Consider the following 25,064-nt stretch of genomic DNA (forward strand, 5'->3'; position numbering starts at 1 on the left):
TGTATTTATTTTTCAATTGTATGATAGAAAATGCGCGATGCACTATTCCAACTCCATTTTTTAATAACAGGGGAGATGGCTACAACATTATATTTCTGATACAGAAAAGCATAAGGTCCTTTTTGCATAAATTCATTTTGTAAATCGACATATCTTCGTGCCCGTTTTGTTTGATCTTTTTCAAACAAAGCGTCTTGAACTTTTTGATTCATCTCTTCATCAAAATACCCATGTTGCCAACTAGGATAAGCTGTATTTTTAGACTCAAACTGATTATCAGGGTTGAAAACAATCCGTGAAGCTGTCGTATGAGGATCTACAGACTCACTATTCCATCCCAAAATAATTGTTTCAAAAGCACGTGCATAAGCTTTTGAAAAAAGCTGTGTTCCTGCAAGACGCTTAATGTTCAGACGAATACCAACCTTTGCTGCATTATCTTGAATGGATTGAACAATCTGCAAAGAATTAGAAGTTCCTATAAGAACACTTATTTCAAATCCGTTTGGATACCCTGCCTCAGTTAGAAGCTGCTTAGCTTTTTCAAGATCAAGCTTAAAAGGCAATCCTTCTTTTTCATTTAAAGCACCTAAACTTCCGATAGGCATAAAACTAGCACGAGGAATACCAGTACCTTTCAACACTGTTTTACCAAGCCCTTCATAATCAATAAGATAACGCAGAGCCAAACGCACTTTTTCATTGGATAAAATAGGATGTGTCATATTAAATCCCCAATAAAACATGGCTGACTGCAATACTTTTTCAACCTTAACATCTGTTTTTTCTTGAAGATCTTCTAAAATATCCACCGTCAAATCACGAGCGACATCAACATCTTTTTTTTCTAGCAATAAACGTTGTGTACTTGGCTCAGCAACATGGCGGATCAGAATTTTTTTGAGTTTCGGTTTTTCCCCCCCAATAATGAGGATTAGCACCTAACAATACTGCTTCTCCTGCACGCCAATCGATTAACTGATAGGGTCCAACACAAGCTGAATGAGTCGCTAGATATTGGCTGCCCATATCACCATTCTTTTCGTGTTTCAGAATTGTTTCACGATCAAGCAAAAGAGCAACACGATTAGCAGCAATACTATTAAGAATGAGCTCTGCTGAATATGGCTTATCAAATTTCATCACGACAGTTTTTTCATCTAATGCTTGAATAGCATCATCAACTGTTTGTTTGGTAATACCATACTCTTTAAATGCCGTTGCACCTGCCATATCCAATTCAACAATCCGTTTCATACTCCAAACAAAATCATGAGCATTAGCAGATCGACCATCAGAAAACTTCAAATCATCACGCAAATGAAAGGTAATTACTGTATTATTTTCACCTGAAACATCCCAACTCTTTGCTAAACTAGGAATAATCTTAGTTGCATCATTGGGAGAAGAATCAGCCAAACTAGAGCAAATATTGAGAATAATTTCATGACTATAAACATCATTGATTTGTGCTGGATCAAACGTTTTAATTGCATCAAGATTCCAAGCCATTACAAACGTATCAACAGGTGTTTTTGCTAGTGTTTTTTGCTCAAAAATGCTTATAGATACAAGAACAGAAACAAAAAAACAGCTCGCTTTCAATATATTCTTTTTCATATTCATGGACTTTCCTTCCAGAATTTTATTATATAGATCAGCCGCTTACATATAAATCAATGAATTTACATCAGAAAACACTAAGTAAACATAACACAAGTATCTCTGTATACATAGTTATTACTTTCTTAATCAATAAAACTTATTTCTTCATTGCATTATAAAAAACACTTTACTCACCATATCCAAATCTCTTTTTGATAATTAAGCACGACCGTAGCATGATATTTTGGTATTGTAAATATATCAAATCTTTTTGAATAACTGCTTCGACTAAAAGCGACCTAACTTTTAAAGACCAAACTAAAAAACAAGCCATCTTTGCATTTTAAGTCTTCAAAACGCTATAAAATACAGAACACCAATCTCTCTGATCACTTCCCCAAATTACCGTAATCAAAAAACAACATACAATTCAATGTATTTTATTCATTGAAAAATAAATTTATCATAGAGTTTCACAAAAACATACTCTTTTTAATTTTAATATTTATTCTCTTTCAGAAATATCATAAAATTCTAAATATTAAATTATGCACTACATCAATATCCCTCCCCTAATTAAGCACTCTAGTGAAGAGAGATTTTTTTAAGCTTAGATGCAAAATTTCTTCTTAAAATATTAATTTATCAACTGAAAAGATCTCATACACCCTACATAAACATTTAAATATTGTGCAAATTTATCGACAAAAACATCCTTCAAGATGATCATTAACAATCCCTACTGCCTGCATAAAAGCGTAACAAGTAATAGGGCCAACAAATATCCAACCACGCTTTTTTAAATCTTTAGAAAGACGGATAGACGCAGGCGTTACAGAATTAGTTTTCCATGTCTGACAATCTGTCTTCTCATATTGTTCAGACTGTAGTGTCTGAAAAGACCAAAAATAATGAGATAAACTGTTCCATTCTGCTATAATTTCCTGAGCTTTGAGAGCATTATTAACAACTGATCTAATTTTACCTCGATGGCGAATAATGCCTTTATCTTGCATCAATATTTCTATTTTTTTTTCATCATACTGTGCAATCTTTTCAAAATCAAAACCATCAAAAGCATCATAAAAATTGGATATTTTTCTTAAAATTGTTAACCAAGCAAGTCCTGCTTGAAAGCCTTCAAGACAAATTTGTGCAAACAAAAGACGATCATCAAAAACAGGCTTTCCCCATATATCATCATGATAAGCACAATAAAGTGGATCAGTCCCTGCCCACGAACAACGAATTTTTCCATCTTTACCCATAAGAAGACCTTTATCAAGCATGAATATTCACCCTATCAAAAAAGCGTTCCTTGATCATCATCCTGCCACTGTTTTAATCGCTTCTTCGGTTTTGGAACGCTCTTAGACATAGAATTACAAGTTGAAACATTAATTTCACCATCAAAAAATCGTAAGCTTATCTGTCCTGTTTTAGGAAACTGTGCTAATCGTTTAATTGGTTTATTCTCTTGCCTTAAGGCTAAAACAAAACCACGCTCTAAAATACTTTGATAAGATGTACTTTTTAAAAGTCTAAATGCCATTTTTATTTGGGCACGTTTTTTTTCAACATTACGTAAAAAAGCATGATGAAGGCGTACTGTATACTCTTTTGTATTTTGTTGTGCTTTTTTAGTATTCAACAAACGTGGGGAAAGTCGGATAACAAGTGTATAAAAATAAAAACGTTTTTTATCATAATTAACACAAAGAGCACGTTGTAACCGACTTGAAATTTCATCAAAACTACGCCGCGGCAAAGCAAATAACTGATCAGCAGTAGGAAGACCTCGTACAACAGCAGATAATTTTTGTTTATAAAAACTAAAATAACGCGCCGCTCCTACGCGAAAGCGTAAGCTAAGTGAAGCTAAGTGTGTTTCAAGATCGAATTTAACTGGTACAGCTTTTTCCGCTGCTCCTGTAGGAGTTGGTGCTCGCCAATCTGCAACATAATCAATGAGTGTCCAATCTGTTTCGTGCCCAACTGCAGAAATAATTGGAATAGCAGATACACTAACAGCACGGACAACTGCTTCGTCATTAAATCCCCATAGGTCTTCTAAACTGCCCCCACCACGCGCCACAATAATAAGATCAGGCTTAGAGATAGCACTTTCTAAAGGTAGAGCGTTAAACCCAGCAATAGCAGCAGCTACTTCTTGACCGCTAGTCTCTCCCTGGACCCGTACAGGCCAAACAAAAATATGTAAAGGAAAACGGTCTGATATACGATGAATAATATCACGGATAACAGCTCCTGTTGGTGACGTCACGACTCCTATAACACGAGGCATATAAGGCAATTTTTTTTTCTTCGCCTCATCAAACAAGCCTTCGTCTGCAAATTTTTTCTTACGATTTTCTAAAAGAGTCATCAAAGCGCCAACCCCTGTTGGCTCAAGAGAGTCAATAATAATTTGATATTTTGATGATCCCTGATAAGTTGTTAACTTACCTACAGCAACCACTTCCATTCCTTCCTCAGGAGGAAATTGGAGTTTTTCTATCACACCTCGCCAAATAACAGCTTCTAATCGAGCTTTATCGTCTTTTAAAGCAAAATAGGCATGCCCTGAAGCGTGTACACCACGATAACCTGATATTTCGCCACGCACACGTACATAACCAAACTTTTCTTCAACAATACGTTTTAAAGCTCCTGCTATTTCAGAAACACTAAACTCTGCCGCATTTGTTGCTACTGATTTTTCAAGAAACAAATCCATCGTATTCTTCAATTCGCTTATATTGATGATAGACTAAACTATACTGATAAGATGACATATGTTTTCATTCTTTTTGTCCATAACACATCTTCTTGGATGAAACCCTTTTCATCTTTTTTAGGAAAGATAGACTTTTAAATCTTTACCGACAACAGGAATTATAATTTTTTAAATTTCTTCCATGTTATTTTAATATCAACACCACATTCACTCTTATCGCATACAAATATTGATTGATGGAAGCATTGTTCAGAAAAAGAAGTTTATATTTAAGCAATAAAATATTATTATCTTTTTTCTTATATCATCATTCAACAGAAAAATTAAACGCCTTACAGTTTTTTCTTTATTCTACTCTTTCCGAAAAGCAAAACGGCACAAAAATCCTGTAATGACAGCAACAAGAACAGCAGCTATTCCATACCAAAAGCTGTGTTTGCGTGCTTCATGAAAAATGGTATAGACAACATGTGCTTTAACAATTTCAAGAGTAGTTGTCGCACTACTTACATACTGCCCATCACGGAAAAGGTAAGCATTCACATGATAACGTCCAACAGGAACATTTGCAGGCAATTGAAAATGTGCTGTAAATAAGGAACCAGAACCAAAATAAACACCACCCACTTCTTCATGATAGAGATTTTTAGCTTTCTGCAAATTTATCAACTCACTACGAAAACTTTGTATTTTTTCTTGATCTTTTTCATTGGTTGAAAGAAAAAAATAAGGTAATCCTAGACCTAAACGTTTATAACTCTCAGCATCAGTGATATTCTCTATTTCACGCGTTGTTGCCATTGAATAAAATAGAGGAGCATTTTTAAAAGTTACGGAATCTGCATTAACCCATATTCCTAACTTACGTTTCTTTTCTCTTACAATGATCGATCGAGTTTGCCCTTCTAAACTAACTATAACATCGTAACGATTTTGTTGGCGGAATAACGGATTCATATTTTCCAAAACACCAGCAATATAAAGATCATGACCAGAAAAATTTGCCCCAACTGTAATCGTATTTGTTGTAACAATAATCTGCATAACCTCCTTCTCTTCTGATCCAACTTCCTCACTGCCCTGTGCCTCTATAGAGAAAGAAACAACACAAAACCAGCTTGACATGATAAATAAGAGGAAAAATTTATCCATTATCATCCCATAAGAATAACAAGAGAAAAAAGATTATCAGGGCGTATAAATAACTGGAAAGCTAAGCGCATACACACAATTATAACAAGAAACGCAAGTGCCAGACGTAATTGTTCTGCTTTTAACTTTTGTCCAGTCCTTATTCCGTATTGGGCTCCGATTCCCCCTCCAATCGTAAGTAAAAAAGCTAAAACAATATCAACCGACTGGTTACTTACACTTTGCAGAACGGTGGTAAAAGCTGATACAAATGTCATCTGAAAAAGCGAAGTTCCAACCACCACACTGGTCGGAACGTGTAAAAGATAAATCAGTGCCGGCACTGTAATGAATCCCCCACCAACGCCCATAATGGAAGACAATAACCCTACAACAAAACCAATTCCTAAAACTGGAATAATACTTACATAAATCATCGACGCTTGAAAATAAACTTTAAATGGCAATCGATCGATCCAATTATAATAACGAGGAGAATGAGAAGTGACCTTTTCTTTTTTGCATCGTCGCATCATAGCACATAAACTTTCAACCATCATCAAACTTCCAATACTTCCAAGAAGGAAGACATAAAGAAGTGAAATCATAAAGTCTAACTGCCCTAATTTTCTGAGAAGAGAAAAAACTTGAATACCGACCAAAGATCCAATTCCTCCTCCAATCACCAAAAGAATACCAAGTTTAATGTCAAGAGTACGTTTTTTGAAATGCGTAATTGCTCCCGTTACAGATGACGCAATTACCTGATTAGCTCCTGTTCCAACAGCAATGGTAGGAGGAATATTATAGAAAATCAATAAAGGCGTAATTAAAAAACCACCACCAATTCCAAAAAGACCTGAAAAAAAACCAACGACCGCCCCCATGCTAATTAAAATCAGCATACTCAATGACAATTCAGCAATTGGTAAATAAATACTCACTAATTCAAAATATTCAAAAATTTAAGATTTGTTTTTAATTTTTTCTTTCAATATTTTTTATCTTTATCTTTATAAGACAACTTTGACATCATACATATTGCCGCAAAGATATACATGAGCGTTCATAACACATCTCTTATATTCTTCATGTAACTGAAGAGCAACACACTAAAACTAATAATAGACAAGATTACATAATAACGTAAAAGTATATTCTAAAAACTATTCTTTGAAAGAAAATGCACGCCGAACCCCTGTAAAGAAACCACTTAAGAAGTGAACATCGGATGAATTTTTATCTGTTAGAGAATTTTTCAATGATTCTGTAGAACTCGTTGATAAGGAACTTATATCCTCTTGTTCTGATACATCATCGGTATTTTTTTGTCCTGGCTGCATTTTATCTTTTTTCAAAATATTGGACGTTTCATAAGATTGAGAATTCTTATTTTTTTCACGCACTATATGTGCAAGATAGTACACAACTGCATTAATTGATTGTGAAGAGGATTTACATTGTTTTATGATTGTTTTTTGTAAATTTTCTTTTTCACAAAGAAGAGTTTGAACCAGTATTTTAATTTGCTCTAAATCTTCAAAAAGTTTTTCTTCTTTCTGATTTCGAGCGTAATGCTCAGCCAAAATAGCCCGACTAATTTCATTTAAATAAGACTCTATACTATCATCTACAGGGCCCTGCTTAGCCAACCGATTATGCGCTTTTTTTATCTGCATTTTTTCATAAACATACCGTAACTTAGCAGAAATATCTGACATTCTTATTCCATAAGGTGCTTGTATTTCCTGAATTTTATTAACAGTAGAAGGAGAACAATGTTTATGCTTAACTGGCTTCAGAACATCGTGTTTAATACTCACAGATCCCACCCCTTACCTACATTCAATATGAATCATATTAATTAATGAAAAATGTGACCTATTTTAGTAAATAGAGTTTTAAGAATAGTAAAAAAATTGAAAATAATTGTATAAAATTAAGGAGGCTAAACCTATTTTTATAACCAAATAGAATAAATATTGAGACGAAACAAAAACTATGCGTTAAAAATAGAGAGAAAAATACAAATAAATACAGAGAAGCTTATATAAATAAAAAGAGCTATGATAAAATTCAATTTTAAATGATTTGGTTTCCCATAATTATTACTATAAACTCATAGGCATATAAACAAAGAGGATCATCATGAAAATAATTGTCGCTGTCAAACGTGTTATTGATCACAATATCAAAATACGTGTTAAATCTGATAGCACAGGTGTTGATTTATCCCATGTTAAAATGTCTATGAACCCTTTTGATGAAATCGCTGTAGAAGAAGCAATTCGACAAAAAGAAGCTGGAAAAATTTCAGAAATTATTCTTGTTTCAATTGGGCCAGAGGCAGCGCAAGAAACCTTACGAACAGGACTTGCAATGGGAGCAGATCGCGCTATTCTCGTAAAAACTGATGAAATACTCGAACCCTTAGCAATTGCTAAAACTTTAAAAGTTATTATTCTTGAAGAAAAACCAGATATGGTCTTTTTAGGGAAACAAGCCATTGATGATGAATGCAATCAAACTGGCCAAATGCTCGCAGGCCTTCTTGGTTGGGGACAAGCAACTTTCGCTTCATATTTAAATATAGAAAATGGACAAGCTCAAATCACCCGAGAAGTAGATAACGGCACACAAACTATTTGCCTTCCTCTTCCCATGGTTATGACTGTTGATTTACGGCTTAATGAGCCACGCTATACCTCCCTGCCTAATATTATAAAAGCTAAAAAGAAACCCATTGAACAAAAGGATATTGCTCATCTTTGTGTCGATACGCAAAAGCGTCTCACAACGCTCAGTGTTGAAGAACCCAAACCCCGTCAAGCTGGTATAAAAGTAGCAAATGTCACTGAACTTATTAGTGCACTCAAAAAAACAAATTGCATTTAAAATGCGCTAACAAATGATCAAAAGTAATAACGCATAAAAGGGCAACAACTTATGGCAATTCTTTTATTAGCTGAACACAATAATCATTCCTTAGCAGAAGAAACAGCGAAAGCTCTCACTGCTGCTCAATCCATTGGGAATGATATCGACATTCTTGTTTGTGGTATGAAAGTTCATGCTGTTGCAGAACAATGTGCTCAATTGGTTGGCGTTCGACAGGTACTTGTCGCCGAAGCTGACTATTTAGCATATCAATTAGCTGAACCCATGGCAGCGACAATTGTTGAACAAGCACCTGCTTATGACGTGATCATGGCAGCTTCAACAACCACTGGAAAAAATGTCATGCCGCGCGTCGCTGCTCTTCTTGATCTCATGCAAATTTCAGACATTATCGCTGTTGTCTCACCTGATACCTTCAAGCGACCAATATATGCTGGTAATGCTATTGAAACTGTACGTACAAATGATCGTCAAAAAATTATAACAGTGCGTACAGCTTCTTTCCCGCCAACACCTAAAGGAAATGTTGCCCCTATTAAAACAATAATACCAGCTCCTCATCCAAATCTTTCTTTCTTTGTCAAAGAAGAAATAAACAAAAGTGATCGTCCAGATCTTACGTCAGCACGTATTATTGTATCAGGTGGACGAGGTCTCGGTTCGGAAAAACAGTTTAAAGCACTCCTTTTACCGCTTGCAACCAAGCTCGGTGCTGCCTTAGGAGCAAGCCGAGCAGCCGTCGATGCAGGCTATGCCCCTAATGATTGGCAAATCGGACAAACAGGAAAAGTCGTTGCTCCTAAGCTCTATATTGCTATTGGTATCTCTGGTGCTATCCAACATCTAGCGGGAATAATGGATGCGCAAACCATTGTTGCTATTAATAATGATGAGGAAGCACCCATTATGCATATTGCTGATTACGTTCTTGTAGGTGATCTTCATCATATTATTCCTGAACTGGAAAAAGCTTTGTAAATCATGAGTGCAGAGAGACATACCCAGCGTGAAACAATAGAATGCGATATTGTTATCGTAGGTGGAGGGCCAGCAGGACTTTCTGCTGCTATCCGTCTAAAACAGATCAATCCTGAACTTTCTATTATAATACTTGAAAAAAGCACAGAAATCGGAGCACATATTTTGTCAGGAGCAGTGATTGATCCCATTGGAATCGATACACTTTTGCCAGAATGGAGAAACGAACAAAATCACCCTTTCACAACACCGATCAGTAGAGATCAATTTTTTCTACTTACATCAAAAAATGCCCAAATATTTCCCAATATTCTCCGCCCTCCAATTTTATCAAATAATGGATGCTATATTGTTTCGCTCGGAACTGTCTGTCGTTGGCTAAGCAAAAAAGCTGAAGAATTGGGCGTTGAAATTTATCCTGGCTTTCCAGCATCCGATATTCTCTGCAATGATCATGGAGCTGTTATTGGTATCCTTACATCAGATATGGGTATTGAAAAAGATGGAACTCCTGGAACAAATTATATACCAGGTACAGCTCTATTGGCAAAATATACCCTCATTGCAGAAGGAGTACGTGGCTCCCTTGCTAAGAAACTTATACAAAAATTTAATCTCAGCAAAGAGAGGGAACCACAAAAATTTGGTCTCGGACTTAAAGAATTATGGGAAATTGATCCTCAAAAGCACAAACTTGGTTTAATTCAACATTTTGCCGGTTGGCCATTGGATAATTATACTGGTGGTGGAGGCTTCCTCTACCACCAGGCAGAAAATTTGGTTTCTGTTGGTTTTGTTGTGCATTTGGATTATAAAAATCCTTATCTCTCTCCTTTTGAAGAGTTTCAACGTTTTAAAACGCATCCTAAACTCTATGAGCTTTTTAAAGGTGCAAAACGTCTTGCTTATGGTGCTCGCACCATCAGTGAAGGAGGATGGCAATCTGTTCCAAAACTCACCTTTCCTGGTGGAGCGCTGATTGGCTGTTCTGCCGGTTTCGTCAATGTACCCCGTATCAAAGGTTCACATAATGCTATATTATCTGGGATATTAGCAGCTGAAAAAATCGCCACAGCTCTTACCCAAGGTCGGGCCCATGATGAAGTTACAGAAATTGAAGACCACTGGCGCAAAGGTCCTATTGGCAAAGATCTTTATACAGTCCGGAATGTTAAACCACTCTGGACAAAATACGGGACAAAATATGGTATCATGCTAGCGGGTCTTGATTTATGGTGGCAACAATTTTTCGGTTTTTCTTTATTTAAAACACTTCCTCATGGAAAAGAAGATTATGCATGTCTTGAACCCGAAGAAAAATTTTATCCTATTGCTTATCCTAAACCAGATGGTATTGTAACCTTTGATCGTCTTTCTAGTGTCGCTCTTTCAAATACACACCACGAAAAGAACCAACCTTGCCATCTCAAAATAATTTCCATAGAAAAACAAAAAAACTCTGAATATGCAATCTATGGAGGTCCTTCAACACGCTACTGTCCTGCCGCCGTCTATGAATGGATCAAACAGGATGATCATGAAACTTATATGATTAATGCTTCAAACTGCATACATTGCAAAACTTGCGATATAAAAGATCCTAATCAAAATATCCATTGGACCTGTCCACAGGGAAATGAAGGACCTATTTATAAAAATATGTAATGAAAGATCTCTGCCAGAAAAATTGGATATTCTAAATTCAATTAAGAATGCATTTTATTCAAAAAAATTCTTAATATTTTTAATAGTGCAAGATTGATAAACTCAATTCCTAAAACAAAGCGAATAACATTGTACATCATATCTTCAAATATAAGCTTTAGATAAGTGCTCGTAATCAACCCAACTTCATTATTGTCTCTCTTTAAAAGACATAAAAAAGGCCATGCAGTGCATGGCCTTTCTACTCTACATTTACTAAACTCTACTCAATGAATTACTAATTACGAAACAAAGCTAAAATATTCTGACTTCCTTGATTAGCTATGGAAAGAGCCTGAATACCAAGCTGTTGCTGAACTTGCAAAGCAGCCAATTTAGCAGATTCTGCATTCATATCAGCATCAACAAGTGCACCAATACCTACTTCAATATTATCAAGCAACTTTTTAACAAAGTTTAACTGAATATTCACCAAATTAACAGCAGCTCCAATTTTAGAACCTGCAGTCAAAGTTACATTAACTGCATCACGCACTGTATTCTGAACGCTCGTCAAAATCATACGTTGTATATCTGAGTGCAACTCACCCAGACCTTTCAATCCAGTAAAATCAGCTAAAGTCATACCACGAAGCACACTTTGGAATACACCTTTTGCTTTATCGTATTCTTTTTTGCCCTCACCCACCTTCTTATCAGCGTCTTCTACAGCCTTTTTAGCGTCTTGTACAGCCTTTTTAGCAGCCTCATCCTCAGGATTGGCAGCAAGCACAGCTTCTGCCTTAGCAAGAGCAGTCTTTGCCTTCACTGCAACATCTTCTAATTCCTTAAACTTAGTATGCGCAGTACCGAAGGTTTCAATTCCCTTCTCAATGGCATCTCCTTCACTGGTTCCAAAGATACCTGACAAGACACCTTGAGTCATATCAATCGCACCATCAGGACCAATAACACCAAAATTCAATTCTGGACCACCAACATCAATCATATCAACATAAACAGCGGTACCTTCACGACGATACCCTCCTGCCATACCAACAGTCTGACCTCCATTGGAGAGAATATTCTTTCCACCAAAAGAAGCTGATTGAACTGCATTAGAAATATTTTTCATATTTCCTATAACAGAGTCTTGAATCTTAGAAATGTCATCGCTACCCTTTTCACGAGCAGAAACCATTGATTTTTGAATATCATCAAGAGCTTCTTTGGTAAGACCAATTGCTGTATCAGCAATACCAACTTGTTCTTTACCCAGATTAATTGCATCTACAATAGCACTCATCGTGTTACTGTCATGTCTCATCATTGATGAAATCGACCAATATGCAGTGTTTTCAGAAGCATTGTTGATACGCAATCCTGTCGAAACGCGATCTTTCGAGCGATCTAAGTTAGCATCAATGTTACGTAAAGTTTGCAATGCAGTCATTGCAGATTTATTTGTAAGTAAACTTGTACCCATAATATCGTCCCCATAACGAAAAAATAAAAAAGGGACATGCTGTTCTACGCAGCGAGTGACAGAGCGACATCATGCCTATTGAATAAATAAAATAGAATTCAACCTATCACTGCGGCTATTGGTATCAAATAAAAAATGATTAATCAAGTTTTTATTGAGTTTATCAACAAGCTTTTATTTTTTGCAAAGTTTTCTCAAGAGCCATTGTTAAAGCATGTTGCCCACCATGATGAGAAAAGCAATTTGATAAAAATTCATTGGTTCCTCCTTTCGTTGAAAACTCTCTTTCAAAGGAAGAAAAATTAACAGCTGTTGAATGATTGTCTTCTATTTGCTTGCGCATTTCATCGGAAAGATTACCAAACATCATGGCAAGAAAATTTGCTGAATAAAGCGGATCTAATCCCTTGTTTACCAACCACTGATGCGCTGTTTCTATAAAATTAAAATAAACCCCCATCAATGAGCCTGCCGTCATGAAAAGATTAAACTGATTTTCTTCATGAAGGACGAGCGCGCGCCCTAACGCATTAAACATCGTGCGTAAAAACGGATGGTCCGGATAGAATGGCGTTACATTTTTGCATTCTGCAATAAAAGGCAAAGGAACAGCACGATAAACTTTATGATTGATCCATTCCTCAACTTCTGCCATTGGCGCCATCGCAAGAACAGACACAACAAGCTGATTCGAACGAAAAGAAAGACTACGTAAGACCTCTTCTGCAACTTGATTGGGCAAACACAGAAAAACACAATCACTCACGTCCAATAATTTTTGGTTATTTTCTGCAATTGTCACCTTCTCATACATACGCGCAAGATGCTTTGCCCTCTGTGCATTACGCGGAGAAACGATAATTGACTGTACATCAAAAGTACTTGCCATTAAACCATCCACCATTGCAGCACTAATTGTACCTGTCCCAAGAAAACCAATTCTCATTTCTATTTCTCATCCTCGTCATCATAAATAAAGCTTATTACTACCCAAGATTCACGCAAAGTTCTTTCCAATAAAAATAGATCATTTCTTCGAAAACAAACTTTGTTCTATAAAAACCTCTATAGCTTAATCTAAACATTATAGCGTGATGAAAAAATGAACATACTCTTTTTCTGTTCCTATCTTTAAAAATCTCTTATCTGTGTATACAATGCATCCTAACAGATAGGCGAGCATACACATAAAAATCACTTTAGCGTGATCTGTTTCATTGAATATAATAGCCAATAGAAGCAGCAACAGATAAAATAGCAAGAATAATCATTCCTAAATAAATTTTAGGTTTATCTAATAAAATTGAAAAAGCAGAAAACCAACCAATAATAGCCGCCAATAATGCAAACAAAAAGCCCGGTTTATTCATAGCCACAATATGCGCTGCCATTAAACCACTAATAATCAGCATTCCAAAAACAACGAGTAATCCCGTTGCAAACTTTTCATAATCATCCATACTTGTCCTCATCTTGAGAAATATCTCTTCTTCTCTCTCAGTCTATAGGCATATAAGACAGAATAGCTTTGGCAACTATGGTGAAATATATTTATTGAGAAGGCTCAAAAAATGCCGGCACATGATGAGGCCAACACCATGGCAAAATTGCAATCAAATCAAAACGCACACATAAAAGGGAACGATCCTTTTGTTGAGCAAGCCAAATATCAGCTGTCGCCTCAATACGCTTTTCACTTGTTCGACAAACAGCAGTCATTGCTTCAGCCAATGTTGAACGTGCTTTAACTTCAACAATTAAAACAAGATTTCCACGTCTTGCTATTAAATCAATTTCACCACATTTTGTTTTAAAACGCCTTTGAACAATACGAAATCCTTTCAAATGCAACCACCAAGCTGCCAATTTTTCTGCACGAATACCCCAATAAAAAGAGACTCGTCTACGTTTTTGTTGATTCATCTCTTTTTCCCTTTAAAAGAGTTAAACGCTGAAAAAGTTCCTGTTTTTTATACCCTGTTTTTTTTGCAGCTAAAGCAGCCGCTTTGGCTGCAGGATGAACACCTGCTAAGTCTAGCAATATCTTATCAATTTCATGAGGGCTTATTGCTTCGAAAGAATTGGTTTCTTCTCCAACCAGTACAACAATTTCCCCACGAATACGATCTTTCTTTTGATAGTTTTCAACTAAATTTCCTAAAGTAGAAACATCCACTGTTTCAAATTTTTTGGTTAATTCACGACATATGGCCGCTGGACGATCAGCTGTAAAAATAAGAACCATATCTTGTAACGCTTCTAAAAGGCGGTGAGGCGATTCATAAAAAACTAAAGTTGCAGGCACAGCCTTTAATCGTTCTAACTGCTTCTGACGTTGCGTTTTTTTTGTACTCAAAAAGCCTGCAAAGAAAAAACTGTCCGTAGGAAGACCTGTCGTTATAAGCGCTGCTAAAAGAGCTGATGCACCAGGAATCGGAATAATTTTATGACCTGCTTTCCGTGCTTCTTCTACCAATCTAAATCCAGGATCAGAAATAAGAGGAGTTCCAGCATCTGATACAAGTGCCACCGTTTTATTTTCTGCCAACGCTGCTAACAACTTCAATCGTGCTTTTTGTGCATTATGCTCATGATAAAGAAAGAGTTTTCTCTGAATACCATAATGATCCAATAAAATACGCGTTACTCGTGTATCTTCACAAGCTAAAAGATCAACTCCTGCAAGAACTTGTAAAGCACGAATGGTTATATCTGCAAGATTGCCAATAGGGGTTGCTACCAAATAAAGCCCTTGTTCCATAACAGGTGCAGAATAAGCGTGAGAACCTATAAAATACGCCTTTTCACTCATGCTCTTCCTTTATCCTAGCCTAGGTCTTCTCTTATTCTACAAGATTACACCGATAGCTTTCACTGATGATGACCAGCCATTTCTGCTAAAATTGCTTTAGCGGCAGCTAAAGGATTAATCGCCTGAACAATCGGCCGTGCTACCACAAGATGGCTTGCACCAGCATCTAATGCTTCCCTCGGAGTCATCACACGTTTTTGATCACCCTTATCACTTCCTGCAGGACGAATCCCTGGCGTTACTAAGGCCATATCAGTTCCAATAATCTTCCGCAAATTGGCTGCTTCACGGGCTGATGCAACAATTCCACCCATCCTTGCTTCTCGAGCTTGTTCAGCTCTTTTAACTGTCAAATCTGCTATATTCTCTTTATAACCGGCATTTTTCAGATCAACTTCATCCATTGATGTCAATACCGTCACCCCCAACAAACATAAGTCACTTCCTTGAGCAGCTGAAACAGCTGCTTGCATAGCTGTTGGATAAGCATGAATCGTTAGCATTGAAACGCCCAATTTTGCAATATTTTCTACAGCTTTCGCAATCGTATAATCAATATCTAGGAGTTTCATATCAAAAAAGACTTTTTTTCGCGCTTGAATAAGATCTCTAACGAATTCCATCCCTCCAGAAAAAACAAATTGATAACCAATTTTATAAAAACTGATATAATCACCTAATTGTGTAACTACTTTTTCTGCTTGCTTCATATCTGGAACATCTAACCCAACAATAAGACGTCCATCCACTGTCGCTTTCATAAAAATACTCCCTTAGGTTTCATCATTATTCGGTCTCAATGAACCATACGAAAAAATAAAAATTCAAGAAAGTTTATCTTTCACCTGGTGAATTATTGTACGATAAAGTTGGGCATGTTCTCCTCCAGGATCAGCAACAAAAATGGGCACCCCATCATCTGAAGAAGATCGTAAAACTGGATCAAGTGGTACTTCTGCCAAAAAAGGAATTCCCCGACTTTCTGCTTCTGATCGTGCTCCACCATAACCGAAAATATCATAGCGTCTTCCAGTATCAGGAGCAATAAAATAACTCATATTCTCAATAACCCCTAAAATAGGAACTTCAACTTTCATAAACATTTCTATAGCCTTACGCGCATCAATCAAAGCCAAATCTTGTGGAGTCGAAACAATCAATGCCCCTGTTAACTGAACCTGTTGAACAAGCGTTAATTGCGTATCTCCTGTCCCTGGAGGCATATCAACTACCAAAACATCAAGAGGCCCCCATAAAACATCTCTCAGTAATTGAGTTACCGCAGCCATTACCATAGGCCCACGCCATACTATCGGTTTTTCTTCTTCAATCAAAAAACCCATCGACATTAATTTGAGACCAAATTTTTCAAGAGGTTGTAGCTTTTTACCATGAATCATTTCTGGTTGTTGATTAACAAGTCCTGTCAAACGTGGCAGAGAGGGACCATAAATATCTGCATCCATTAACCCCGTTTTAAAACCAGCATCTTGTAAAGCTAATGCAATATTCATCGCCATTATAGATTTACCAACGCCTCCTTTTCCAGAAGCAACTGCAAGGACATGTCGCACACCTTCTATCGGTGTCTTCCTGAGTAAAGCACCACCTACTTTACGTTTTGGCCCATGAACAGTTGTATTTTTATTGACCTGAGAAGAAAATGTCTTCGATTTTTTTTCTGCTGTAAGCGTAACTATAACGCTTTTAACGCCTTCCATAGCAGACACAACTTCTTCAGCAGTACAACGCAATGATTCAAATTCCTGCAGACATCCATCAGGAACAGTAATCGAAAAGAAGACCTTTCCATCAACAATAAATATTTCTGAAAGAAGTCCTAATGATACAATATCACTCTCAAAATTAGGGCCTTTAACTTTATGTAATTCTTTGCGGATTGCCTCGCGTGTAATAGAAACCACGCTCTTTCCTCTCTGTACAAATGCTAGATAATACGGCAATAAGGATGAAAAATTTTCAAATTAACCGCCTACCTAATTTCTCTCTTATTAAAAACAATGATACTGTATTCAAAAGCACAATGCATCCGATAATTTGAAAACAAACAATTTTAAAATATAAAACTATGAAAAATAAAATCCTTCTTTCTTAATACAAAAACAATACAGAATTTATCTTACATTTCAATTATTTCAATTTTTCATTATCATATAAAAACGAAGATAAATTAATGATAGGATAATTGATCATTTTCTTTGATCATATTCTAATGTGTTACATTTTAATTATATTGTCCTACAGAACGTAGGAGTGAAATCACTGAAACAACAGTGAACTTTCCCATTGATGATGGACTAAAAAATAAATTTTCCAAAGCAGCAAAAGCATATGATAGATCTGATGTACAACTGTTGCGAGATTACATGCGTGATATTGTAAAAGAACAAAAAGAAAAAAGTGCACATAATTTATGGTTTAGAAAACAGGTGCAACTTAGAATAAATTCTACTAATGCAGGCCCTATAATATCTTCTGAAGGCTTCAAAGCAGAAGCAGAAAAATGGTGCCTAGCAACCAAAGTAAACTAAATAGAAATAAATAATCTATGAAGCTTATTTGGACACAAAGAGCATATGCTGATCGCAAAAAGATACGTCAATAAGAGCACAAGATAATCTTTCTGCTGCTTAAAATTTGATAAACTTTTATCTGAAAAAGTAGAAAAACTTGTTAAACTCTCGACTCTTGGTCGTTTAGGACGCATTATAAATGCACGTGAATTTATTGCATATCCAAATTATATCATCATTTTCTCGATAAAACGACGAACTCAATGCACATTCAATAACAGTTTGTTTTCACATTTCTAACAAAGACTCTACAATTGACTTTTTTCATGTTTTCTTTTATTGAAAACGGTGTTCACTTTAGAAATTTTTGATAAATGAATTTATTTATCAAGTATATAATAGAACCAAGAAGGGCCGTACACCACGGTATTTAAATAAATGAAACGTACTTACCAACCCTCTAAGCTTATTCGTAAACGTCGTCATGGTTTCCGTGCTCGTATGGCAACCGCTAGTGGACGTAAAATTATTGCAGCTCGGCGTGCTCGTGGTCGCAAGCGGCTATCTGCTTAATTATCAATTTCACCAATGAACCAGAATATTTGCTTTTGTATATAAAGATCAAATATACAGATTTATAGAATAAGCATTTAGCAAAACTGCAAAGAATCTTTTATATGAAACAAAAGCACCCTTGTCGCATTCGCAAGAGAGTAGATTTTTTGGCTGCACGCACAGGAGAAAAGCGGCGTGGTCCTTTGTTTTTACTTGAAATAAAGCCCCGTGAACAAACAGCAAAAACCAAAGGTCCTCTTACCGCACGTGTAGGCTTTGCTGTCACACGAAAAAATGGCAACGCTGTCCAACGTAATCGTATTAAAAGACGTCTGCGCGAAGCTGTTCGAGTTGGACTAGTAAATGAGATGGAAGCAGGAACTGATTATGTTATTATTGGCCATCGTAATGTTCTCCATGCACCTTTCACATCTCTCATTAATGAATTAAGCCGACGAATAAAACGAAAAACACAACGGCAGTAGGATAATATAGATGGAATATAATCGTAATTTTTTTATCGCCATTGGGCTATCTTTTGTGGTTTTCGTTGCATGGCATTTTTTGTACATTGTTCCTCAACAAGCAAAATTACAAGAATCAAAAATAACTACACAAAAATTATCAAACCATAATGCAGCACTTCCCACAAATGATCCATATTTTTCTCATAATGCATCGACAAATGACACAGTACCTGTAGCCAATCGTCCTATAACACCTGAAGTCCGTAAAGCAGAATTAGCCAAAACAAACCGTGTTTTGATCAAAACCAATGAACTTGAAGGCTCTATTAATCTTGTTGGTGGGAAATTTGACGATCTTCTGCTCAAAAAATATCGCCTCAAAGTAGATAAAAAATCACCTGAAATTATTCTGTTGAATCCTAACGGGCTTCCAACAACTTATTTTGCTGAATTCGGTTTTACGAGTTCATCCTTACCAGCACAGGCCTTGCCACAATCCAATACAAAATGGCAACTTGAAGGTGATAATACAACATTAACACCCTCAACACCCATCACCTTAGTCTATAATAATGGACAGGGACAAATTTTTCACCGCACTTTTTCAGTCGATGAACATTACATGTTTACCATTAAAGATTCTATTAGCAATGAAAGTAGTAGCCCTGTATATCTTTCGTCTTATGCTCGAATTGCACGCGCTGCTCCACCAGAAGATACAAATGCAACCTATTTACTTCATGAAGGTATGATTGGTATTGCCGGTGACTCGCTTAAAACTGAAAAATATACAGCTTTAGCAGAACTTAGCCCTAATCCTCAAAATGGTCAGAAAAGTGTGATTTTCCCTAACATTACAAGAGGGTGGATTGGTATAACCGATAAATACTGGGCTGTAGCAGTTATTCCTCCACAAGACACAGAATATACAAGCCGTTTTGTTTATTTTGATCGATTAAATACCCATTATCAATCTGATCTGCAAAGTGCGCTCTTAACAGTTCCACCCCATGAAACAAAAACCATTACCAACCGTCTTTTTGCTGGTGCAAAGCGAGTTGAAATCATTAATCACTATCAAAATCAATTAAAAATTAATAAATTTAGTCTTCTCATTGACTGGGGTTGGTTCGATTTCATTACCAAACCGATGTTTGCTCTTATTGACATACTTTATAAATATACAGAAAATTTTGGGGTTGCTATCCTTCTTATCACAGTACTTTTAAAAATACTTTTATTCCCACTTGCTCATAAATCTTATAAGTCTATAGCACGTCTAAAACTTATACAGCCAATGATGCTAGAAATTAAAGAAAAGTACGCAGATGATCGGAATAAACAACAACAAGCAATCATAGAATTGTATAAAACTAAAAAAATTAATCCTTTTGCAGGTTGCTGGCCCATACTGATTCAATTCCCTATATTTTTTGCTCTCTATAAAGTTCTTTATATTACCATTGAAATGCGACATGCACCTTTCTTTGGGTGGATTCAAGACTTAGCAGCACCTGATCCAACTTCTATTTTTAATTTATTTGGCTTATTGCCTTATGCTGTACCAACATTTCTTATTCTAGGAGCATGGCCTTTAATTATGGGGATAACAATGTTCCTACAAATGCAGATGAATCCGCTTCCTCAAGATCCAACACAAGTTATCGTTTTTAGATGGATGCCGATTATCTTCACCATTATGCTTGCTTCTTTCCCAGCTGGCCTTGTCATCTATTGGGCATGGAACAATATATTATCAATTATTCAGCAAAGTATCATCATGAAATGTCAAGGCGTCAAAATTGAATTTTTTGATAATCTGAAAGCTATTGTGCAAAAAGATTCTAAAAAAGAAATAAACAAATGACGCAATATCCTGACCTTTCTGGACTTTTTGTCCGCAATTGGATTTTCATTCGTGGTGTACCTACAATGAAATTTCTACCACCCGAAGGACCACCAGAAATTGCATTTGCAGGACGCTCCAATGTTGGAAAATCTTCTCTTATCAATGCATTAGTTCAACAAAAAAATTTAGCGCGTACGTCTAATACACCAGGACGTACCCAAGAATTAAATTACTTCATACCCGATGGTTTTAATGAACAAACACACAATCTTCCTCCTGTAGCATTTGTAGATATGCCAGGTTATGGTTTTGCTGAAGCTCCAAAAAATCTCATTAATGCATGGACACATTTAATTTTTGACTATTTACGCGGTCGTACAACACTCAAACGTGTTTATGTTTTGATTGATTCACGTCATGGAATAAAAAAAAACGATACTGACACCCTTAATCTCCTTGACAAAGCAGCGGTCTCTTATCAAATTGTTTTAACAAAAAGTGATAAAATAAAATTCAATACGCTTGAAGCTTTAATAACAATGACAAAAACCAAACTTCTTAAACATCCAGCAGCTTATCCTGAAATTCTAGTAACTTCAGCGGAAAAAGCTTCTGGTTTAGAAGAATTACGCGCAGCTATTATACAAGCCATTACATAACAATATATCTTTAATCAATGTATTATAAATATAGCTAGTAATGGTTAATAGTCTTGCGCTTATAGCCAAACGTTTTTATAAAAATATTTTATTATTTGAAAGAATCCATCGACTTTATCTGATCGTATAAATTATGCTAACACTTTTCCATTATCCTCTCTCTTCTGCTTCCCGTTTTATACGCATTGTTCTTGAAGAATATGTTGTGGCTACTCAACTCATTGAAGAACATGAATGGGCAAGGAGGAGTGAGTTTCTTGCACTTAATCCAGCAGGACATTTACCAGTCCTTCTTGCTGAACGTGAAGTTCCATTATCAGGTGCCATTGTAATCTACGAGTATTTAGACGAAACACGTGGTAGTTTACGGCAAGAAAAGAGATTTTTCCCCGAAACTTCTTTAGAGCGAGCCGAAGTACGCCGCCTTGTTGAGTGGTTTTTAAACAAATTTGAAAATGAAGCGACCCGCCATATTGTACGAGAACGAATCTATAAACGTGAAATGCCATTAACTCTTGGTGGTGGAGCACCTAACTCGCAAATTTTACGCAATGCTCGCGCTAATATTCCGCCACATATGAATTACCTAGAGTGGCTTTGTGCATCCCGTGATTGGCTTGCTGGATCTGAACTATCTTATGCCGATTTAGCAGCTGCAGCTTCTATTTCAGTACTTGACTTTTTAGCAGAAATTGACTGGAAACTTTTTCCTGCAGCTCGTGAATGGTATACGCGAATTAAATCTCGTCCTTCTTTTCGACCTCTTTTAATGGATCGCATTCGGGGAATTGCGCCTAGTTCTCATTATACTGATCTCGACTTTTAACTAGAAGCATATAGTCTAATCTTTTATTAAAAGTGATATCTATTGAACCATTGCATACCATTCTTAAAAACTGCCTTCATATAAAGAAAGTTTTTCTTCAATTTTCCAACAAAAGCGCTTATGAAAACAACAGTATAAATCAAATCAATCATTGAAAAACATATATTCATTATTAACGAGAGATTACTTTCTCGCTTAGATCCGTTGTAATACATAAATATTCTATCCGCTTTAAACAATCCTATACCTTTTATGCAAAGCTTATCTCTGAAACTCTCATCATTGTTTCACTACCATTCTTTCTAAAAAGATTGGAAACTTCTATCTCTTTAATATCAAATGAAGATTCCCTTTTTTAAAAGGAAATAATAATCTTTCAAAAGCAAATTTAGGGTATCATTATAACAACTAAAATAACAAAATAAGAGAAAAAATAACTCAGCAATCTGTAATAAAACACTATATAAAGATGTTTCCTTATCCTTATATAAATAAAAAAACAGTTGAAAAAAAAGAAACTTTGCCTATAATTTAAAAGTAGAATATTATAAGGAGAAAAATATGCGCCTTGCAGTCGTTGGTGCTAATGGAAAAATGGGAAGAGAACTGATTACAGCGCTCCAAGGTAGGCAAGATGTAAAACTGAGTGCTGCAATTGTACGCAAAGGATCACCTTTTGTAGGAAAAGATGCGAGCATATTGATTGGTTCAAACTCACTGAACATTCGCATCACTGATGATTTTGAAGAGGCCTTTTCTAAGGCAGAGTGTATTTTAGATTTTTCTCAACCAGCAGCTACTATCATTTATGCAGATTATGCAGCCCAAAAAGGTCTTATCCACATTATTGGAACGACTGGATTTAATAAAAAAGAGGAAGAACAAATTGCTGCCTTTGCAGAACACACAACCATTGTCAAATCTGGAAATATGAGTTTTGGCATTAATCTTTTAGCCAATCTTGTAAAGAAAGCAGCTAAAGCGTTAGAGGCTGACGATTTTGATATTGAAATTTATGAAATGCATCATGCTGAAAAAGTTGATGCTCCCTCTGGGACTGCCATTCTTCTTGGCGATGCAGCAGCTAAAGGACGCAATGTTACACTTAAAGATGTCAGTATTAGCGAACGCAATGGCTATACAGGTAAACGTAAAAAAGGCACTATTGGCTTTATCTGCTCACGAGGAGGAACAGTTATTGGCGATCACAGTGTTACTTTTGCAGGTTTAAATGAACGCATTGTTCTTTCACACTTTGCGCAAAAACGTTCTATTTTTGCTTATGGTGCATTAAAAGCAGCACTATGGGCAAAAGAACGTAAAAATGGCCTTTATTCAATGCTTGATGTTCTAGGATTAAAAGATTAATTTTCATAATCAACAATCATTATAGGAATTTCAACGTGGGGCGCACACTTGTATTAATTCGTCACGGACAAAGCGAATGGAACCTAGAAAATCGCTTCACTGGCTGGAAAAATCCAGCGTTGACAGAAAAAGGCAATAAAGAAGCAATAACAGCAGGGAAAAATTTAAAAGCAGCCGGATTTAAATTTGATACTGCTTATACATCTGTCTTACAGCGTGCTCAAAAAACTGCAGAGCATATTTTAGAACAATTAGGGCAATCAAATCTTCACTTAGTGAAAAATACAGCATTGAATGAACGAGATTACGGTGATTTGTCCGGCTTGAATAAAGATGAAGCACGTCAAAAATGGGGAGACGAACAAGTGCACATCTGGCGTCGTTCTTACACGATTGCTCCCCCTAATGGAGAAAGTTTGCGCGATACTGGTGCACGTGTTTGGCCCTATTATCTTCATCATATTCAACCTCATATTTTACGTTCTCAAACTGTTCTTATCGTAGCACACGGTAATTCTCTTCGTGCTCTTATTATGGCACTTGAAGGTCTCAATAATGAAGAAATCATGTTGCAGGAATTAGAAACCGGAATTCCTATTATTTATGAATTCAATAGTGATTCAACAATTAAATCAAAAGAAATCATTATGCCTTAAACTCCTAAAATGCATATAGAGAAAATTCTTTCAAATGAATATGTCCAATAACAGCTCTCTCCATGACTATAAAAAATATAAACCTTACTTTTAAAAACCGTAGCCATCGTTTTTAAATAATGAACTTGGAGTATTTTCGTTTCTGACACACTTCTTTGGTTTTCTTAATAATTTTTGTAATTTGTCTCGCTTTATTGAATGATATGCTAATATTTTGAGCAAATCCCTATAATTATTATCAATTACTTTAGACTTGCTTAGTGAAAGAGAGGTTTGATTTGACCTATAAAATCCTAAAAGGGTTTGTAAAATAAAGAATCGAAACTTAAAATTTCTAGATCAATATCTCCTAATATATTAAGAATACCTTGTACCGATTTCCAAAGCATTTCTAGTACTTTTCTGCACAGCTTCATTCTTCTTGATACCCTTGAAGAATTTGATTTCTGAAGTAGAAGCAGGTCTCTATTTTAGAATTCATGAAATACATATCTTTCAATTCATTTTTACAAGAACACATAAAATATAAGAGATCTAAAAAAGTATATAAAGTTACCCCAAGAGACTGCAAATGAAACTATTTTTGAAAGATTTGACAAAATTTAAGTGCAATGACATTGACAGAAGAATTTCATAACCTTAGATGAATTTTATAGCCCAAATGGCGGAATTGGTAGACGCGCAGGTTTCAGGTACCTGTGCCGCAAGGCGTGGAGGTTCGAATCCTCTTTTGGGCACCGTGTGCTTTTTAGCAACATATAACTTATTGTTTTTACTAATTTTAAGGGATGCAAATAAGATTTCGCAATACCTTTTGATAAAGCATATTATAAATCAATTTTTATTTAAAGAATTATTA

Annotated in this window: 22 protein-coding genes, 1 tRNA gene and 2 pseudogenes; 12 read left to right on the plus strand and 13 right to left on the minus strand. The window is 35.9% G+C overall.

Going from position 1 to position 25,064, the window contains the following annotated elements:
* Positions 1-5: 5 nt before the first annotated feature.
* The 6 genes and pseudogenes from BA1379B_RS04735 to BA1379B_RS04760 form a co-directional block, all read right to left on the minus strand.
* Positions 6-1,626 (minus strand): annotated as a pseudogene (locus BA1379B_RS04735) (ABC transporter substrate-binding protein).
* A 677-nt stretch (positions 1,627-2,303) separates the two neighbouring features.
* Positions 2,304-2,931, minus strand: a pseudogene (locus tag BA1379B_RS04740) (DNA-3-methyladenine glycosylase I).
* The gene (gene xseA, locus BA1379B_RS04745) at positions 2,909-4,342 is read right to left on the minus strand and encodes an exodeoxyribonuclease VII large subunit (protein WP_078692440.1); all 1,434 of its coding nucleotides are present in this window, start codon (positions 4,340-4,342) and stop codon (positions 2,909-2,911) included. Before xseA ends, BA1379B_RS04740 begins: the two are co-directional and overlap by 23 nt.
* Positions 4,343-4,693: 351 nt before the next feature.
* The gene (locus BA1379B_RS04750; RefSeq protein ID WP_035006880.1) at positions 4,694-5,494 is read right to left on the minus strand and encodes a TIGR02186 family protein; all 801 of its coding nucleotides are present in this window, start codon (positions 5,492-5,494) and stop codon (positions 4,694-4,696) included.
* A 2-nt stretch (positions 5,495-5,496) separates the two neighbouring features.
* Positions 5,497-6,417, minus strand: a complete 921-nt coding sequence (locus BA1379B_RS04755; RefSeq protein ID WP_078673938.1) for a sulfite exporter TauE/SafE family protein — start codon at positions 6,415-6,417, stop codon at positions 5,497-5,499.
* Between the two features lie 222 nt (positions 6,418-6,639).
* Complete coding sequence (locus BA1379B_RS04760) at positions 6,640-7,296, minus strand: hypothetical protein (RefSeq protein WP_078692441.1); 657 nt, start codon at positions 7,294-7,296, stop codon at positions 6,640-6,642.
* 325 nt (positions 7,297-7,621) lie between these two features.
* On the opposite strand from BA1379B_RS04760, the gene BA1379B_RS04765 reads away from it, so the two are divergent.
* The 3 genes from BA1379B_RS04765 to BA1379B_RS04775 are packed head-to-tail and all read left to right on the plus strand — an operon-like array spanning position 7,622 to position 11,014.
* Positions 7,622-8,368, plus strand: coding sequence for an electron transfer flavoprotein subunit beta/FixA family protein (locus tag BA1379B_RS04765; RefSeq protein WP_035006877.1), 747 nt, complete (start codon positions 7,622-7,624; stop codon positions 8,366-8,368).
* A gap of 51 nt (positions 8,369-8,419) precedes the next feature.
* On the plus strand, positions 8,420-9,349 hold the full coding sequence (locus BA1379B_RS04770) for an electron transfer flavoprotein subunit alpha/FixB family protein (RefSeq protein ID WP_078692442.1): 930 nt from the start codon (positions 8,420-8,422) through the stop codon (positions 9,347-9,349).
* Between the two features lie 3 nt (positions 9,350-9,352).
* Entirely contained in the window at positions 9,353-11,014 is a 1,662-nt protein-coding gene (locus BA1379B_RS04775; RefSeq protein ID WP_078692443.1) for an electron transfer flavoprotein-ubiquinone oxidoreductase, read from the plus strand.
* Positions 11,015-11,291: 277 nt separating this feature from the next.
* Here BA1379B_RS04775 and BA1379B_RS07095 read toward each other — a convergent pair whose 3' ends face one another.
* The 7 genes from BA1379B_RS07095 to BA1379B_RS04810 all read right to left on the minus strand — a co-directional run bounded on the left by BA1379B_RS07095 (position 11,292) and on the right by BA1379B_RS04810 (position 17,216).
* Entirely contained in the window at positions 11,292-12,479 is a 1,188-nt protein-coding gene (locus BA1379B_RS07095; protein ID WP_078692444.1) for a flagellin N-terminal helical domain-containing protein, read from the minus strand.
* 163 nt (positions 12,480-12,642) lie between these two features.
* Entirely contained in the window at positions 12,643-13,425 is a 783-nt protein-coding gene (locus tag BA1379B_RS04785; protein ID WP_035006868.1) for a pyrroline-5-carboxylate reductase, read from the minus strand.
* A gap of 268 nt (positions 13,426-13,693) precedes the next feature.
* Positions 13,694-13,939, minus strand: coding sequence for a hypothetical protein (locus tag BA1379B_RS04790; RefSeq protein ID WP_078673945.1), 246 nt, complete (start codon positions 13,937-13,939; stop codon positions 13,694-13,696).
* A gap of 91 nt (positions 13,940-14,030) precedes the next feature.
* Positions 14,031-14,402, minus strand: coding sequence for a YraN family protein (locus BA1379B_RS04795; protein ID WP_078692445.1), 372 nt, complete (start codon positions 14,400-14,402; stop codon positions 14,031-14,033).
* Positions 14,383-15,291 carry a 16S rRNA (cytidine(1402)-2'-O)-methyltransferase gene (rsmI, locus tag BA1379B_RS04800; RefSeq protein WP_078692446.1) on the minus strand — a complete coding sequence of 303 codons (909 nt, stop codon included), beginning with the start codon at positions 15,289-15,291 and terminating at the stop codon, positions 14,383-14,385. The genes BA1379B_RS04795 and rsmI overlap by 20 nt, the downstream gene beginning before the upstream one ends.
* A 59-nt stretch (positions 15,292-15,350) precedes the next feature.
* Entirely contained in the window at positions 15,351-16,052 is a 702-nt protein-coding gene (gene pyrF, locus BA1379B_RS04805) for an orotidine-5'-phosphate decarboxylase (protein ID WP_078692447.1), read from the minus strand.
* A gap of 63 nt (positions 16,053-16,115) precedes the next feature.
* On the minus strand, positions 16,116-17,216 hold the full coding sequence (locus BA1379B_RS04810) for an Mrp/NBP35 family ATP-binding protein (RefSeq protein ID WP_035006860.1): 1,101 nt from the start codon (positions 17,214-17,216) through the stop codon (positions 16,116-16,118).
* 369 nt (positions 17,217-17,585) lie between these two features.
* Here BA1379B_RS04810 and BA1379B_RS04815 point away from each other — a divergent pair, with 369 nt between their 5' ends.
* The 9 genes from BA1379B_RS04815 (at position 17,586) to BA1379B_RS04865 (ending at position 24,942) form a co-directional block, all read left to right on the plus strand.
* Positions 17,586-17,843, plus strand: a complete 258-nt coding sequence (locus tag BA1379B_RS04815; protein ID WP_236829042.1) for a hypothetical protein — start codon at positions 17,586-17,588, stop codon at positions 17,841-17,843.
* 420 nt (positions 17,844-18,263) lie between these two features.
* Positions 18,264-18,398: a 50S ribosomal protein L34 gene (gene rpmH, locus BA1379B_RS04825; protein WP_078673950.1), complete on the plus strand. Its 135-nt coding sequence runs from the start codon at positions 18,264-18,266 to the stop codon at positions 18,396-18,398.
* Between the two features lie 104 nt (positions 18,399-18,502).
* Positions 18,503-18,865: a ribonuclease P protein component gene (gene rnpA / locus BA1379B_RS04830; RefSeq protein WP_035006856.1), complete on the plus strand. Its 363-nt coding sequence runs from the start codon at positions 18,503-18,505 to the stop codon at positions 18,863-18,865.
* 10 nt (positions 18,866-18,875) lie between these two features.
* Positions 18,876-20,714, plus strand: coding sequence for a membrane protein insertase YidC (gene yidC, locus BA1379B_RS04835; RefSeq protein WP_078692449.1), 1,839 nt, complete (start codon positions 18,876-18,878; stop codon positions 20,712-20,714).
* Complete coding sequence (gene yihA / locus BA1379B_RS04840; RefSeq protein ID WP_035006852.1) at positions 20,711-21,355, plus strand: ribosome biogenesis GTP-binding protein YihA/YsxC; 645 nt, start codon at positions 20,711-20,713, stop codon at positions 21,353-21,355. Before yidC ends, yihA begins: the two co-directional genes overlap by 4 nt.
* Positions 21,356-21,488: 133 nt before the next feature.
* Positions 21,489-22,181 (plus strand): glutathione S-transferase family protein, encoded by a 693-nt coding sequence (locus tag BA1379B_RS04845; protein WP_078673954.1) that lies wholly within the window; start codon positions 21,489-21,491, stop codon positions 22,179-22,181.
* A gap of 561 nt (positions 22,182-22,742) precedes the next feature.
* On the plus strand, positions 22,743-23,549 hold the full coding sequence (dapB, locus tag BA1379B_RS04855) for a 4-hydroxy-tetrahydrodipicolinate reductase (RefSeq protein WP_078692450.1): 807 nt from the start codon (positions 22,743-22,745) through the stop codon (positions 23,547-23,549).
* A 35-nt stretch (positions 23,550-23,584) separates the two neighbouring features.
* On the plus strand, positions 23,585-24,205 hold the full coding sequence (locus BA1379B_RS04860) for a 2,3-bisphosphoglycerate-dependent phosphoglycerate mutase (RefSeq protein ID WP_078692451.1): 621 nt from the start codon (positions 23,585-23,587) through the stop codon (positions 24,203-24,205).
* Between the two features lie 655 nt (positions 24,206-24,860).
* A tRNA-Leu gene (locus BA1379B_RS04865) sits at positions 24,861-24,942 on the plus strand.
* The last annotated feature ends 122 nt before the right edge of the window (positions 24,943-25,064 follow it).

The sequence above is a fragment of the Bartonella sp. A1379B genome (assembly GCF_002022485.1).
In the GTDB taxonomy this organism is placed as follows: domain Bacteria; phylum Pseudomonadota; class Alphaproteobacteria; order Rhizobiales; family Rhizobiaceae; genus Bartonella; species Bartonella rochalimae.

Bases quoted from the DNA above. Each gene is read 5' to 3' on its own strand.
- xseA (WP_078692440.1), bottom strand. From the start codon at position 4,342: ATGGATTTGTTTCTTGAAAAATCAGTAGCAACAAATGCGGCAGAGTTT.
- BA1379B_RS04750 (WP_035006880.1), bottom strand. From the start codon at position 5,494: ATGGATAAATTTTTCCTCTTATTTATCATGTCAAGCTGGTTTTGTGTT.
- BA1379B_RS04765 (WP_035006877.1), top strand. From the start codon at position 7,622: ATGAAAATAATTGTCGCTGTCAAACGTGTTATTGATCACAATATCAAA.
- BA1379B_RS04770 (WP_078692442.1), top strand. From the start codon at position 8,420: ATGGCAATTCTTTTATTAGCTGAACACAATAATCATTCCTTAGCAGAA.
- BA1379B_RS04775 (WP_078692443.1), top strand. From the start codon at position 9,353: ATGAGTGCAGAGAGACATACCCAGCGTGAAACAATAGAATGCGATATT.
- BA1379B_RS07095 (WP_078692444.1), bottom strand. From the start codon at position 12,479: ATGGGTACAAGTTTACTTACAAATAAATCTGCAATGACTGCATTGCAA.
- BA1379B_RS04785 (WP_035006868.1), bottom strand. From the start codon at position 13,425: ATGAGAATTGGTTTTCTTGGGACAGGTACAATTAGTGCTGCAATGGTG.
- BA1379B_RS04790 (WP_078673945.1), bottom strand. From the start codon at position 13,939: ATGGATGATTATGAAAAGTTTGCAACGGGATTACTCGTTGTTTTTGGA.
- BA1379B_RS04795 (WP_078692445.1), bottom strand. From the start codon at position 14,402: ATGAATCAACAAAAACGTAGACGAGTCTCTTTTTATTGGGGTATTCGT.
- rsmI (WP_078692446.1), bottom strand. From the start codon at position 15,291: ATGAGTGAAAAGGCGTATTTTATAGGTTCTCACGCTTATTCTGCACCT.
- pyrF (WP_078692447.1), bottom strand. From the start codon at position 16,052: ATGAAAGCGACAGTGGATGGACGTCTTATTGTTGGGTTAGATGTTCCA.
- rpmH (WP_078673950.1), top strand. From the start codon at position 18,264: ATGAAACGTACTTACCAACCCTCTAAGCTTATTCGTAAACGTCGTCAT.
- rnpA (WP_035006856.1), top strand. From the start codon at position 18,503: ATGAAACAAAAGCACCCTTGTCGCATTCGCAAGAGAGTAGATTTTTTG.
- yidC (WP_078692449.1), top strand. From the start codon at position 18,876: ATGGAATATAATCGTAATTTTTTTATCGCCATTGGGCTATCTTTTGTG.
- yihA (WP_035006852.1), top strand. From the start codon at position 20,711: ATGACGCAATATCCTGACCTTTCTGGACTTTTTGTCCGCAATTGGATT.
- BA1379B_RS04845 (WP_078673954.1), top strand. From the start codon at position 21,489: ATGCTAACACTTTTCCATTATCCTCTCTCTTCTGCTTCCCGTTTTATA.
- dapB (WP_078692450.1), top strand. From the start codon at position 22,743: ATGCGCCTTGCAGTCGTTGGTGCTAATGGAAAAATGGGAAGAGAACTG.